13 protein-coding genes are annotated in these 14,409 nt (G+C 37.2%); all 13 read left to right on the top strand.

The window, feature by feature from the left end; translation table 11 throughout:
- Positions 1-1,353, top strand: a complete 1,353-nt coding sequence (glmM, locus tag ACG72T_RS10645; protein ID WP_395266203.1) for a phosphoglucosamine mutase — start codon at positions 1-3, stop codon at positions 1,351-1,353.
- A 300-nt stretch (positions 1,354-1,653) separates the two neighbouring features.
- Complete coding sequence (glmS, locus tag ACG72T_RS10640; RefSeq protein WP_395266225.1) at positions 1,654-3,465, top strand: glutamine--fructose-6-phosphate transaminase (isomerizing); 1,812 nt, start codon at positions 1,654-1,656, stop codon at positions 3,463-3,465.
- An 83-nt stretch (positions 3,466-3,548) separates the two neighbouring features.
- Positions 3,549-5,141 carry an APC family permease gene (locus tag ACG72T_RS10635; RefSeq protein WP_395266202.1) on the top strand — a complete coding sequence of 531 codons (1,593 nt, stop codon included), beginning with the start codon at positions 3,549-3,551 and terminating at the stop codon, positions 5,139-5,141.
- A gap of 2 nt (positions 5,142-5,143) precedes the next feature.
- A complete protein-coding gene (locus ACG72T_RS10630) occupies positions 5,144-5,668 on the top strand; it encodes a VanZ family protein (RefSeq protein WP_395266201.1) in 525 nt (174 codons plus the stop codon).
- A 155-nt stretch (positions 5,669-5,823) separates the two neighbouring features.
- A complete protein-coding gene (locus ACG72T_RS10625) occupies positions 5,824-6,558 on the top strand; it encodes a YebC/PmpR family DNA-binding transcriptional regulator (protein WP_395266200.1) in 735 nt (244 codons plus the stop codon).
- Between the two features lie 74 nt (positions 6,559-6,632).
- A complete protein-coding gene (gene comGA / locus ACG72T_RS10620) occupies positions 6,633-7,586 on the top strand; it encodes a competence type IV pilus ATPase ComGA (protein WP_395266199.1) in 954 nt (317 codons plus the stop codon).
- Positions 7,567-8,580 carry a type II secretion system F family protein gene (locus ACG72T_RS10615; RefSeq protein WP_395266198.1) on the top strand — a complete coding sequence of 338 codons (1,014 nt, stop codon included), beginning with the start codon at positions 7,567-7,569 and terminating at the stop codon, positions 8,578-8,580. The genes comGA and ACG72T_RS10615 overlap by 20 nt, the downstream gene beginning before the upstream one ends.
- On the top strand, positions 8,580-8,876 hold the full coding sequence (gene comGC, locus ACG72T_RS10610; protein WP_395266197.1) for a competence type IV pilus major pilin ComGC: 297 nt from the start codon (positions 8,580-8,582) through the stop codon (positions 8,874-8,876). The genes ACG72T_RS10615 and comGC overlap by 1 nt, the downstream gene beginning before the upstream one ends.
- Positions 8,876-9,316 carry a prepilin-type N-terminal cleavage/methylation domain-containing protein gene (locus tag ACG72T_RS10605; protein ID WP_395266196.1) on the top strand — a complete coding sequence of 147 codons (441 nt, stop codon included), beginning with the start codon at positions 8,876-8,878 and terminating at the stop codon, positions 9,314-9,316. The genes comGC and ACG72T_RS10605 overlap by 1 nt, the downstream gene beginning before the upstream one ends.
- Positions 9,317-9,558: 242 nt before the next feature.
- Positions 9,559-9,999, top strand: coding sequence for a competence type IV pilus minor pilin ComGF (locus tag ACG72T_RS10600; RefSeq protein ID WP_395266195.1), 441 nt, complete (start codon positions 9,559-9,561; stop codon positions 9,997-9,999).
- Between the two features lie 266 nt (positions 10,000-10,265).
- Positions 10,266-11,279 carry a class I SAM-dependent methyltransferase gene (locus ACG72T_RS10595; protein ID WP_395266194.1) on the top strand — a complete coding sequence of 338 codons (1,014 nt, stop codon included), beginning with the start codon at positions 10,266-10,268 and terminating at the stop codon, positions 11,277-11,279.
- 9 nt (positions 11,280-11,288) lie between these two features.
- Positions 11,289-12,485 (top strand): acetate/propionate family kinase, encoded by a 1,197-nt coding sequence (locus tag ACG72T_RS10590; RefSeq protein ID WP_395266193.1) that lies wholly within the window; start codon positions 11,289-11,291, stop codon positions 12,483-12,485.
- 177 nt (positions 12,486-12,662) lie between these two features.
- Positions 12,663-14,339 carry an oleate hydratase gene (locus ACG72T_RS10585; RefSeq protein WP_395266192.1) on the top strand — a complete coding sequence of 559 codons (1,677 nt, stop codon included), beginning with the start codon at positions 12,663-12,665 and terminating at the stop codon, positions 14,337-14,339.
- Positions 14,340-14,409: the final 70 nt, after the last annotated feature.

Genomic DNA, 14,409 nt, shown 5'->3' with positions numbered 1-14,409 from the left:
ATGACAAAATATTTTGGTACTGACGGAGTAAGAGGTATTGCTAATAAGGAGTTGAGTCCTGAGTTAGCATTCAAGTTAGGCCGTTTTGGTGGTTATGTCTTAACACAACATTCCGAAAATAGTGACTCTCGTCCACGAGTACTAGTTGCCAGAGATACGAGAATTTCTGGTCAAATGTTACAATCAAGTTTAATTTCTGGACTTCTTTCAGTAGGTATCGAGGTTTTGAACCTTGATGTGATTACAACTCCAGCTGTTGCATACTTGATTAGAGCAGTCTCTGCAGATGCAGGAATTATGATTTCAGCTTCACACAATCCCGCTGAAGACAACGGAATTAAGTTCTTCGGTTCAGATGGCTACAAGTTGCCTGATGACGTTGAAGATGAAATTGAGGAGTTGCTTGATGCAAAAGAAGATACTTTGCCAAGACCTTCAGCTGAAGGATTAGGTAGCGTTTCTGACTATCCAGAAGGTGCTCAAAAGTATCTTCAATTTTTGAAACAAACTTTGTCTGACGATTTAAGTGGTATGAAGATCGTCTTGGATACTGCAAATGGTTCAACTAGTCGTTTAGCAAGTACACTCTTTGCCGACCTTGGAGTTGACTTTGAAATCATGGCTTCACACCCTGATGGAATCAATATCAATAAGAATGTCGGTTCAACACATCCTGAAGAATTAGCTAAACGAGTTAAAGAATCTGATGCCATTGCTGGTTTGGCCTTTGATGGTGACGGTGATCGTTGTATTGCGGTCGATGCAGACGGTAATATTGTTGATGGCGATAAAATTATGTTCATTCTCGGTAAGTATTTGCACGATGGTGGCCGTTTGAAGAAAGATACGATCGTTACTACCGTTATGAGTAACCTAGGTCTTTACAAGGCCATTGAAGCCAATGGAATGAAGTCTGTTCAAACTGCTGTGGGTGATCGTCACGTGGTAGAAGAAATTCGTGAGAATAACTATAACATCGGTGGAGAACAATCTGGTCACGTCGTCTTGTATGAATACATGAATACTGGAGACGGGATGCTAACAGGAATCCATTTGTTGCATGTTATGAAAGAGACTGGCAAGACATTGGCAGAATTAGGTGCTCCAGTCAAAGTTTATCCACAAAAGCTTGTCAATGTTCCAGTTGCTGATAAGAATTCATGGGATCAACACCAACCTATTCTTGATGTCATCAAGACGGTTGAAGACGAAATGGCTGGCGATGGTCGTGTCTTAGTACGTCCTAGTGGTACACAAGCGCTATTACGTGTCATGTGTGAAGCTTCAACTGAGGAAAAAGTCAATGCCTACTGTGACCAAATTGTTGAAGTAGTCAAAAAGGAATTAAATTAATAATCAAAAAACTAGTTAAAAAACTAGTGAAAAGATACAATTGAATAAATTAAAAGAGATTGAGGGAAAAATAGGCCCCAATCTCTTTTTTTTATTTATTTTTTCTAATGGTATATATACCATATCGTCTATATCGGTACATACCAACTGTACCAATTTTGGAAAATGTTAATCTTTTCTTGACAAAGAACTGATATATTAGTATTCTAGTCATTGTCGCAAGATGATAAATGGTTCTAAAAGAACTATACCATTTTAAAAATAATGAACTATACCAATTTAAGAAAGGCATTGATTAATATGTGTGGAATTGTTGGAGTTATTGGAAATAATAAAACTACTGATATTTTATTAAACGGATTAGAGAAATTGGAATATCGTGGCTATGATTCAGCCGGGATTTATGTCAATGATCAAGCTGGTCAAGACTTCTTGGTTAAAGAAGTTGGTAAAATCAGTAAATTAGAAAACGCTGTTTCAGAGGATGTCCAAGGCTTAGTTGGTATTGGTCATACAAGATGGGCAACACATGGTAAGCCAACCGTTGACAACGCTCATCCTCATTTTTCAGAAGATCATCGTTTCTACTTAGTTCACAATGGAGTTTTAACTAACTTTGAAGAACTTAAAGAAAAGTATTTATCAGATGTCAAATTCCATAGTCAAACTGATACCGAAGTTGCAGTTCAATTGGTTGATCACTTTGCTAAAGAAGGACTTGATGGCGAAGCAGCTTTCCGGAAGGCTTTGAGTCTAATCGAAGGTTCATACGCTTTTGCTATGATCGACAAGCAACAACCAGATCGAATTTTTGTTGCAAAGAACAAGAGCCCACTGTTGATTGGTGTTGGCAAAGGCTTCAATGTTATTTGTTCCGATGCTATGGCGATGCTTGATCAAACTCATCAATTTTTAGAAATTCATGATGGTGAAGTTGTCATTTTGGAAAAGGGTGCTGTCAAGATCAGTAAAATTGACGGTACACCAGTCCAAAGAGATCCATACACGGTAGATCTTGATGCCAGCGATATTTCTAAAGGTACCTACGAACACTACATGTTAAAAGAAGTTGACGAACAACCTAATGTGATGAGAAAGATTTCCCAACATTATTTAAAGGCCGACGGAACGATTGATGTCGATCCAAAACTCTTAGAAGCTTTGAAAGAAGCCGACCGACTTTATATTGTAGCAGCTGGGACGAGTTATCATGCTGGCCTTGTTGGTAAAAATATTTTTGAACAAGTTGCTGATATCCCGGTAGATGTAGAATTGGGAAGCGAATTTGGTTACCATATGCCAAAACTTTCTAAGAAACCATTCTTTATTTTCCTATCCCAAAGTGGTGAAACCGCTGATAGTCGTCAGGTTTTAGTTAAGGTCAATGAAAAGAAATTGCCTAGTTTAACGATGACTAATGTTGCCAATTCGACTCTTTCAAGAGAAGCCACTTTCACGATGGAATTGTTAGCTGGTCCAGAAATTGCTGTAGCCTCAACTAAAGCTTATACGGCACAGATTGCAGTTGAAGCAGTACTTGCCAAGGCTTTAGGTATGGCTAAAGGAGTTGAAGCTGCTAAAGAATTTGATGTTAAGAAACAATTAGCTCTAGCTGCCAACGGTATTCAAACGATTGTTGATGAAAAAGATAAAATCAAAAAATTAACTGATGAATTCCTCACTGGTCAAAAAGATGCCTTTTATATCGGCCGTGGAATTGACTATGCATTATCACTTGAAGCTGCTTTGAAGTTGAAGGAAATTTCGTATATTCATGCTGAAGGCTTCGCCGCTGGTGAATTGAAGCATGGTACGATTGCTTTGATCGAACACAATACACCAGTTATTGCATATGTAAATGATGGTGTGGGTGCTAGTCATACACGTGGTAATATTCAAGAAGTTGAAGCTCGTGGCGCACATGTTTTAGTCATTGCTAGTCAAAAATACTCTGAAGCTGGCGATCAAATTATTATTCCTGAAATCGATGAATTGATTTCTCCAATCATCAGTGTAGTGCCAGCTCAATTGATTGCTTATTACGCAAGTTTGGCTCGAGGCAATGATGTCGACAAACCTCGTAATCTTGCCAAAAGTGTTACGGTAGAGTAACCTATTTTAATGTGTTTTAATTAGTCTCTATATTGAATAGAGGCTTTTTTTATTAGTAAAAAATATAGATTGGTGAGTTTTTTATGCGTTCTAAAAAATTGAATTTATTCTCAACTATCATGTTCGGATTGAGTGCAATCATCGGTTCTGGTTGGATGTTTGGTTCCAGTCAAGCTGCTAAAATTGCCGGTCCGGCAGCCATTATTGCTTGGATCTTGGGCGCAATTTTGGTGGCTTTGATTGCAATGGTCTACGTTGAGATTGGAACAATGTTTCCAGAAGACGGGGCGATGAGTCGTTTTACGATGTATACCCATGGTTCGCTCCTGGGACATATCTTTTCTTGGGCTAATTGGCTCTCTTTACTAGCTATTTTACCCATAGAAGCCGTTGCTTCGACCCAATATATGAGTAGTTGGCCTTGGAAATGGGCCCAGTGGACTCATGGTTTCATGGAAAATGGTCAATTAACCGTCAGTGGAATCGCCATGGCAACGGTCTTAATATTCATATTTACCATTATTAATTATTGGTCAGTAACAATTATGGCCAAATTTAACAACTTTATCTCGGTTTTTAAATTATTAGTTCCTGTTATTACGATGTTATTATTGATTTCAGCTCATTTTGATATTCACAATCTGGGTGGGAATCTTCAACAATTTATGCCTTATGGAACCTCATCTATCTTCGTAGCAATCGGTAGTGCGGGGATTATTTACTCATATGTGGCGTTTCAGACGGTAATTAATTTAGGTAATGATATTCTAAAGCCAGCAGTAAATATTGCTCGTGGAATCATCTATTCACTATTAATCAGTGCTTTGATCTATATTGCCTTACAAGTAGTCTTTATTGGCTCGCTACCTCAGTCGATAATCAGCCATGGTTGGTCGGCAATTAGTTTTAATTCTCCATTTGCTGATCTGGCAGTTTTGTTGAATATTTATTGGTTATCAACGCTGATTTATTTTGCAGCCTTCATTTCACCGATCGGTAGTGGAATTGCTTTTTCAGCTTCAGCTAGCAAATCATTGTCTTCCATGCCTAAGAATAAGCATTTACCTAAAATATTGAGCAAGATTGATAATAGTTACAACACACCTCGGGTGGCTTTAATGGTTGATTTTATGGTTAGTTTTTTACTGATTGTATTATTTAAAAATTGGGCTTTATTATCACGTGTGGTGGCAGCTTCAACTTTGATCTCATTATTATCCGGTCCAGTCGTAGCGGGAAGTTTGCGGAGAATGGGTCCTGATTTTAAACGTCCTACCAAAATTCGTGGAATGAAGTTTTTAGCACCAGTTGTATTTGATTTGATTAGCTTAGCAATTTATTGGTCAATGTTTCCGACAACAGTTGAAGTGATTATTATCATTATCGTTGGTTTACCAATCTATTTTGTGTATGATTTTCGACGTGGATTCAAAGAATTTAAGGAAAAATTTTATGCTAGCTTATGGCTGATCGTCCATCTTTTTGGATTAGCTTTGATTTCATGGGTTGGTAGCAACGATTTTGGCGGAATCAATTTGATTCATTATCCGTTTGATTTCTTGGTAATAATTATTTTTTCAACTTTGATGTATTATTGGGCCATTAATTCAGCTTATTATTCTGGATATTTTGATGACGCAAAACAACTTAATTCAAAAGTTAATTGGGATGAATGATAATGACTAATTTAAAAAGAACAGAAAAATGGTTTTGGGGTGGAGTTGTTTTAATCGAACTGATCTTGTTTTACAGTTCATCAATGACTTATAAACAACAGACGTCAGTTCCTTTTTTAGAAAAATATATGCATGGCAAGCCGTTTTATAATAGTTTGAGCAGAATTCATTTTACCTATGGTGGCAAAGTACAATCGGTTGAAAATGACGGTTATTATAAATTTGTGGAATTCTTTATTCGCAAGGGTGCTCATTTTGGTATTTATTTAATATTGGGTGTTTGCCTCTGCTTGGCGTTATTCACGTACTTCAAGAAAAATCTCTTTTTGAGAATCTTTATTCCGTGGATGGTGACTACAGGTTTGGCAGCATTTGATGAATTTCATCAAGGATTGACTGGCGGAAGGACTCCATCTGTGATTGATGTTATTTTGGATAGTGCCGGTGCATTGACTGGGATACTATTAGTAAGTTTGATTGTATTTTTGGTGTTTAAGTATCACGATAAAAAATTGAAAAGAGCTTGATTCCAGACAATATTATTAAAACAGCGACCATCTTTTCAACAGTCATAAAAATGTCGTTTTTTTAAAAGTTAATTCCCCGACAAATATTGAAATAACACGGTTACTTTGATAAAATAATATGCGGTTTACAATATTCATGAAAGAAGGAAACAGAAATGTCAGGACATTCAAAATGGCATAACATCCAAGGTAGAAAAAGTGCCCAAGATGCCAAGCGTGGTAAAATCTTCCAAAAGCTGTCTCGTGAGTTATTCATGGCAGCTAAGGCGGGTGGCTCCGATCCTAACGATAATGCTGCCCTTCGTTTAATAGTAGATAAAGCTCGTGCAGCCAATATGCCAAAGGACAACATTAAACGTGCCTTAGACAAGGCTGATGGCGGTAGTGATGAACATTATGATGAAGTTACATACGAAGGTTACGCTCCAGGTGGGGTTGCAGTCTTAGTAGAGGCTTTAACAGATAACAAAAACAGAACTGCTTCTGCCGTACGTGTTGCATTTACCCGTAACGGAGGTAGCATGGGCTCAAGTGGTTCAGTTGCTTACATGTTTGATCGTAAAGGTTACATCGTGCTCGACCGTACAAAGAACACTCAAGATGAGGATACAGTTTTGATGGACATCATGGACTTAGGTGCTGATGATCTTCAAACATCTGATGACGCTTATGAAATCTATACAGAGGCAAAAGAATTTGCTGCTGTACGTGATGGTTTGATTGAAAAGGGTTATGAACTCGCTGATTCAGAATTAACAATGATTCCTCAAAACACAACTCCAGTGCCAGAAGAAAAGAAGGAACAATTCCAACACATGATCGACCAATTGGAAGATGATGAAGATGTTTCTGAAGTTTATACTGCTGCTGCAGATGATGACGAAGAATAATTTTTTTAAAAGACTATGGACAGATGCCCATAGTCTTTTTTTTTGCGTAATTTTTTTTGAAAGGGGGTTGAAATATGACCGCAGAAACAATGGTTAACAATTTATTAACTGAAGCTTGTACTAATAAAATTTCTGATATTTATTTTTTTCCACGTAATAATTCTTATCATTTAGAGGCACGCAATTCGATTCAAAACTATACCGTAGCTGATTTAACGATCGATGAAACTTTAGCAATCATGAATTATTTGAAATTCAATTCGGGCTTGGATGTTTCCGAAAGACGACGGGCGCAGAAGGGAGCGTTTAATTTTAATTTTCAAAATCGCAGTATTTTTATTCGGATTTCTTCAGTAGGTGATTTTAAGAATCGTGAGTCCATGGTGGTTCGACTGATCTATCCCCCGGAGTTGACTTCCGCCATTGATGAAAATATTATTGCCGGACTGCTGCCGCTGGCACAACGCAAGGGCATGATGATTTTTGCCGGTCCGATGGGTTCAGGAAAAACTTCTTTAATGTATGCTTTAGGTCGACAACTTAGTTTTACTAAGAAGGTAATGTGTATTGAAGATCCCATTGAAATCGTTGAAGATAATTTTTTGCAGCTGCAAGTTAATAATGAAGCTGGCATGACTTATGAAGAACTGATCAAAACTAGTTTAAGACATCGTCCGGAGGTTTTGATCATTGGTGAGATACGTGATAGTCAGACTGCTAAACAAGCGATTCAGGCGGCCATTTGTGGCTATACAGTCATGACTACTATTCATGGTAAGTCGAAGTATTCCGTTGTGCAGAGATTGCGGCAATTTGGCGTGAATGATACGGAAATCCTTAATTCGGTGAACTGTATTTCATATCAAAGATTAGTACCGACTGATTATGAATTGAAGTTATTTATCGATACGATGAATAGCACTCAGATACAATCATTTATCGACAATGATATGAAAGATGATAACTGGAAAGCTTTGATACAAAATTCTTATCAAATGGGTCAAATAAATGAAGAAACTTATCAATAATTTCTCTACGGCTAAGAAAATCAAAAGAACACAACAAGCTGAATATTTGCTGATAATTAGCAAACTACTTCGAAATGGTTTTTCACTAAGTCAATCAATTAATTGTTTGCGCTTACTAGATTTGGAAAATAAAGTCCTCGAACGGATCAATAATGATCTGCATTCGGGAAAAATGCTTTCACAAGCTTTGCAGCATTTACAGTTGCCTTCAGTAATTTACAATCAGTTGATCATTGCACAAGAGCATGGGAATATTGCCTTAGCGATTGAACAGACTGGTCAGTTGATGCAGACGCAGACCAAGCAGAAAAATAAGTTGAAAGAATTACTCATTTATCCTTGTTTCATACTAGCCTTTTTACTAACTATGCTAGTGGGGATGAAGTTATTTATAATTCCTCAATTACAAGTTGCTGGCGGTGGAAAAAATATCGATTTATTTTTGGGACTACTGCTCGGCATTATTTTGTTTACAGGAATAGCCTTTGTGATTTTTAGTTGGAAAATGCATCAAAAAGCAGAATATCAGCGAGCCCAGATCCTTGTGAAATTACCTTTCGTTGGCAAAATTTATCTGAACTTTTTTCAGTTTATTATTTTGCAAGGATTGGGTATGCAATTGGCCAGTGGGATGAATTTATATGAAATTTGTGAATCTAATAACCGCTTTCAAAAAGATTCGATTCAAGCCTTTTTAGCAAGCCGCTTCATCGATAATGTCATGAATGGTCAAGGACTCTTGAACTTGATTGAAGAGGAGATATTATTGCCCAAACAATTGAGAGTTTTATTAGAGGCTGGTGAAAGTGGCACCCAATTGGCTGACGACTTATTACTATTGGCAGAATTGAAGTTTGAGGAAACTAGCCAAGGACTTAAGAAAATATTGAATATGATACAACCAGTTTTATTTGGTGTGATTGCGATCGTAGTGATTGCCACCTATTTGATGATTTTATTGCCAATTTACGGAATGATGAGGGGAATGTCTTAATGAAAAAAATTCATAAAGCTTTTACATTGATCGAAATGGTTATTGTATTGTTCATTATCTCTTTATTGCTGTTAATTATGATTCCTAATCTAATGACTGAAAAAAATAAGGCTGACGAACGATCCAATGAGGCTTTTGTTAGCATGATTAAGACCCAGCGAGAAATGTACGCGGGTAATAATGCTGGAACGGTGCCAACTTTAAAACAATTAAAAGATGATGGCTACATTTCTGATAAACAATATGAAAAGGCTGAAAGCTTAAAAATTCCTGAAACAGCGGCTGAGAAAAATTGATGAAAAGTCTGAAACATTCAGGTTTCACTTTACTCGAAGTCATCATTTCTTTAGGAATATTTTGCACGTTGACTAGTCTAGCTGTCTATAACTTGAAAGATTATCAAGCGAGATGTGAAGAACAAGTCGCATTAGCATGGTTCAAAAACTCACTCAAATCAGCTTACAATCAAGGCTACTTAAAAAAACATGCTACCAAAATCATCATTGATCACAACAGGATTATTTTTGACACCACGGCTAGTGACAACCGTTTCGAACGTCATAACGAAAGAACTTTGCCGAAAACTTTGACCTTGATTGGAAAAAATAACTATCAAGTATACAGTTCTGGACAATCAGGACCAATCACATGGACTTTTGAATCGAGTTTGACTCATCACAAGTATATTTATAAAGTGCAGATGGGATGGGGTGAAATATTTGAATCTAAAACGTAAGGGGCTTTTATTGCTGGAGTCTTTGACAGCCTTTTTCATCTCACTGATCATAATTTTTACGCTGACTTATTGCGTCACTGAGCAATTAAAGCTTTTAAACCACTGGGAAGAGAGAGTCACGGCAGATAAAGTTATCTGGCTCCATTTAAAAAGGAATAATATTCCTGACCCGTTAATTGTTGCGGGACGAAAGTACTATTACCACCAGCAAAATAACTTATATCAAGTGAAAGTGAATAATCATGTCTACTCAATTAAAAAGTAAGCACAGGGGCTTTGTTTTGTATGAAGCCATCATTGCTTTAATGGTGACGATTTTAACTGTAGGTATCTTACAGCAGTCATTGAAGATCTTACAGATGGTTCAACAAACGTCGTACAGGGAACAACTGCGTTGGCACATTACCGAGGATAAGTTGCAACAGATGTTATCAAACTACAAAGCTGGCGAAATAAGTGAAGACAAAATTGAGTTGGTAGATAAACAAACGAATATGCCGAAAAGAATTATCAAAGTATTTAACTTTCAACAATTAATAATTACGACCGAAAAAGGCGGGTACGAGCCAATTATTACTAATTTAAAGAAAATTAGGATTGAAAAAAATCAAAATTTAGTTATTATTACAACAGTGAATAAAGCCGGTAAAATTTCCCAAATGTGTTTAACTAATGATTCGTAAAATAATTTTCGGCAATCAAAAAAATAGCGGAACCGTCCTGCTAAATAGTATATTAGTACTAGCGGTTTCAATTATGGTTGTCGGTTATAGCACGGTGTACGTTAGCCAACAGATCGATGATTACCGGCAGTTAGATAAATATTATCAACAACAAATCAACAAAGAATTTAATAAAAGTAATAAAATAAACTGATATGAATTTCAGGAATCCTTGAATAAAATCGGTTCCAACGTTAAAATTTTATTATTAAGCAAAGAGGTTAACTATGTCAGATAAAGATATGCAATCATATTTCGATAAGCTAAACGAGGCCAATGGATTATTGAAAAAGTCGTTGCGAGTTAGCAACATTGATTCGCTTGCCGAAACATTGACTAATATTTCTGATGGAAAAGTCTATGTGGAAAACGATGTTCCCGATAAGGAGACCGTTGCCAAATTAGAACAGCTTTATCAGGAATTAAAGGCATTGAGTTTAACGCCAGCTCAATTGAAACAAGCTATCACCGTCGCAATCATTAAGTCTCAAAAAGATGACAATACTGAAGTAAATAAACTAATGACGCCTGATGCTATTGGATTGATTGCTAGTCTCATTGCTTATGAGATCTTGACTGTTCAAAAGAAAAATAGTGTCAATATTGTGGACCCAACAGTCGGAACAGGTAATTTATTGATTGAATTTATCGAGCAGTTAAAAATGCTTGATAAATTTAAGATCAATGCTGCGGCCTTAGATAATGATGATGCGTTGGTCGGTTTAGCTAAGTCGTTTAGTGAAGTAATGAATCTCAACTTAGATGCTTATCATCAAGATAGCGTTGCTGATTGGGATATTACGGATATTGATATGGCCATTGCTGACTTACCAGTTGGTTATTACCCTATTGACGAAAACGCAGCTAAGTTTCAAACTAAGGCTGATAAAGGTCACTCTTATGCACACCATTTATTAATTGAACAAACGATGAATAATTTAAACGATGGCGGAATCGGGATATTCATTGTACCTTCACAAATTTTCCAAACTGATCAAGCAAAGAAACTTTCTGAATGGATGGTTTCAAGTGTTTACTTGCAAGCGGTACTTGATTTACCTGCAACGCTTTTTGCTTCCAAAGAGGCTCAAAAGGCAATCGTGGTTTTACAAAAGCACGGTGCTGGTGCTAAGCAAGTCGGAAATGTTTTGATGGGAACAATACCAGATGCCAACAATCCAAAATTATTTGAGGGATTTAAAGACCAGTTACAAGACTGGGCGAAAAATTTTGAAGGTTAGGTGAGATTTATGTCAAAAATCATGGCCGTTAATTCTGGTAGCTCTACTCTGAAGTGGAAACTATATACAGTGCCTGAGGAAAAAGTTATTGCTAAAGGTATGGTTGATCGTTTGGGTCTGTCTGACTCGGTTTTTGAGGTCGAGTTTAATGGCAAAAAGATCAGTGAAATGGGCGATATTGCCAATCACACAACTGCAGTCAATAAAATGCTTGAAAAATTAATTGATTTGAAAATAATCAATAGTTACGATGAAATTACTGGTGTCGGCCACCGAGTTGTTGCTGGTGGCAGTATTTTCAAAGACTCTGCAGTCGTCACACCTCGAGTTGTTCAACAGATCAAGAATCTGTCTGAATTTGCGCCACTCCATAATCCAGGACAAGCAGCCGGAATTGAAGCATTTGAAAAAATCTTGCCTGATGTGCCTCAAGTGGCTGTCTTTGACACATCGTTCCATCAAACTATGGACCCAGTTAATTATTTGTACAGTATCCCTTACGAATATTACGAAAAGTACGGCGTCCGTAAATTTGGGGCACACGGTACAAGTCACCGTTATGTTTCCCAAGCCGCTGCTGATTATTTACAAAAGCCAGTTAATGATTTAAAGATCATTTCTTGTCATTTAGGAAGTGGAGCTTCGATTGATGCAATCGCTGACGGCAAGTCTGTCGACACGTCGATGGGCTTCACTCCACTAGCAGGTATTACAATGAGCACCCGTTCAGGTGATATTGATCCATCATTAGTCGCTTACTTAATGCAAAAGAAGAAGATTACTGATCCTGATGAAATGATAAAGATTCTTAACACTAAATCTGGCTTATTGGGAATTTCTGGTGTTTCTCCAGATATGAGAGATCTACTAGCTACAAGGTCTGAAAATGATCGCTCGGATTTGGCAATTAAGATTTATATCAATCGTATCGTTAAATACATTGGTTCCTACATTGCATTGCTTGGTGGGACAGATGTCTTAATTTTCACCGCTGGTACGGGAACGAACAACGCCGAAATCCGCGCTGATATAGCCAATAGTTTTAACTATATGGGTATAAAAATTGATAAAGATAAAAATGAAAATGGCACTGGAACACGTGTAATCAGTACAGATGATTCAACCGTCACGGTGATGGTTGTTCCAACTGATGAAGAGTTAATGATTGTTCGCGATGTCGTTCGACTAACTAAATTGAGTAATTAATCATCAAGGAATCGAAACAAATTTAATTTGTTTTGATTCCTTTTTTTTTCCCAAAAACTAGATTGAAATTTTTAAGTAAAACGTTTATGAAAGCCTTTACTTTTTTGATATAACTGCTATATTTAGGGTGTATAGACGAGAAAGCAGATAGAAGAATTTGAATGGAGGTAAATTATTATGACAAGAAAAGCCTACATGATTGGTACTGGTATTGGTAATCTAGCGGCCGGTATTTATTTAATTCGTGATGGTGGCTTTACCGGAAATCAAATTACGATGATGGGACTAGAAACACACGGAGCTAACGATGGTGCACCTGTTAAAGACTATGAAACAGAGTACAGCAACGAAGCTTTGAGCAATAGTAAAGGATTTTTGGCTAAAGGTGGACGTATGTTGAATGAAGAGACATATGAGAACCTTTGGGATCTTTTACGTTCGGTACCATCCTTGGATCATCCAGGACAAACAGTAACAGACGATATTTTGAATTTTGATCATGCACATCCAACACATGATGTGGGACGTTTGATGGATGATGACGGACCTCGTAATAAACCTAACAAAGACAACTACAGACATATGCAATTTACGAACAAAGAACGTTATTTGTTAAGTAAATTGATGTTGACGCCAGAAAAAGACGAAGAGACTTTGAACAACATCAGTATTGCTGAATGGTTCGAAAGTACACCACACTTCTTCACAACTAATTTCTGGTACATGTGGCAAACAACTTTTGCCTTCAAACGTGCTAGTTCAGCTATGGAATTACGTCGTTACATGAATCGAATGATTTTGGAATTCAGCCGTATCAATACTTTGGAAGGTGTCACAAGAACACCTTATAACCAATATGAAAGTATTATTTTGCCAATGCGCAAGTACTTGGAAGATCGTGGCGTAACCTTTATCAATAACCGTAAAGTTACTGATTTGGAATTCAAGGACACACCACTCCAAGATGACATTATCGTTACTGGTATCAAGTATGAAGAAGTTGATAACGACAACAAAGAGGGACATATTGACATTGCCGAAAATGACCTAGTCTTTGATACTAATGGTTCAATTACTGACAGTTCATCAATCGGTGATTTCAATACCCCAGTGAAAGAGAATATGGAGTACGCACCTAGTGCAATGCTTTGGAAGAAAGCAGCCGAGAAGTTCTATTCACTTGGTAATCCAGACAAGTTCTTCAATGACCGGACTCAAAGTGAGTGGATGAGTTTCACCGTTACAACGAATAATCATTATTTAGTTAACGAAATTGCTCGGATTACTCAACAAGAACCAGGTAATGCCTTGAATACTTGGATTCACAGTACACCATTGATGTCGATCGTGGTACACCATCAACCACACTTTAAGGCTCAAAAACCTAACGAATCAGTCTTCTGGGGCTACTTCATGTATCCAAGAAGAAATGGTGACTATGTTCAAAAGCCAATCATTGAAATGACTGGTAAAGAAATGCTGGAAGAATTCCTTGGTCAATTGGCAGCGGTTGATCCAAGTAAAGATAACATTGCTAACCATAAAGAAGAAATCATGGACAGCATTGTCAATGTAATTCCAGTTCACATGCCATATGCCAGTGCTTTGTTCAATCAAAGAGCTGTCGGCGATCGTCCTGATGTCGTTCCAGAACACAGTAAGAATTTGGCCTTCATCAGTCAGTTCTGTGAACAACCATTCGATATGGTCTTTACTGAACAGTATTCATTCCGTGCTGCTCAAAGAGCTGTCTACACATTGCTCAACATTCCGCTTTCAGAAATGACACCAATGCATCATTATGAAAAAGATCCAAAAGTCATGGCTCGTGCAACTAAGACCATGTTTAGATAAAAAAATATTTCACAAGCGGAGCTGAATCAACTTTCAGTTCCGCTTTTTTGTGAAAGAACAATGCTTGAAA

It is taken from the genome of Companilactobacillus sp. FL22-1 (assembly GCF_043951805.1).
Taxonomy (GTDB): Bacteria; Bacillota; Bacilli; order Lactobacillales; family Lactobacillaceae; genus Companilactobacillus.
This window is presented reverse-complemented; position numbering and strand designations above follow the sequence as displayed.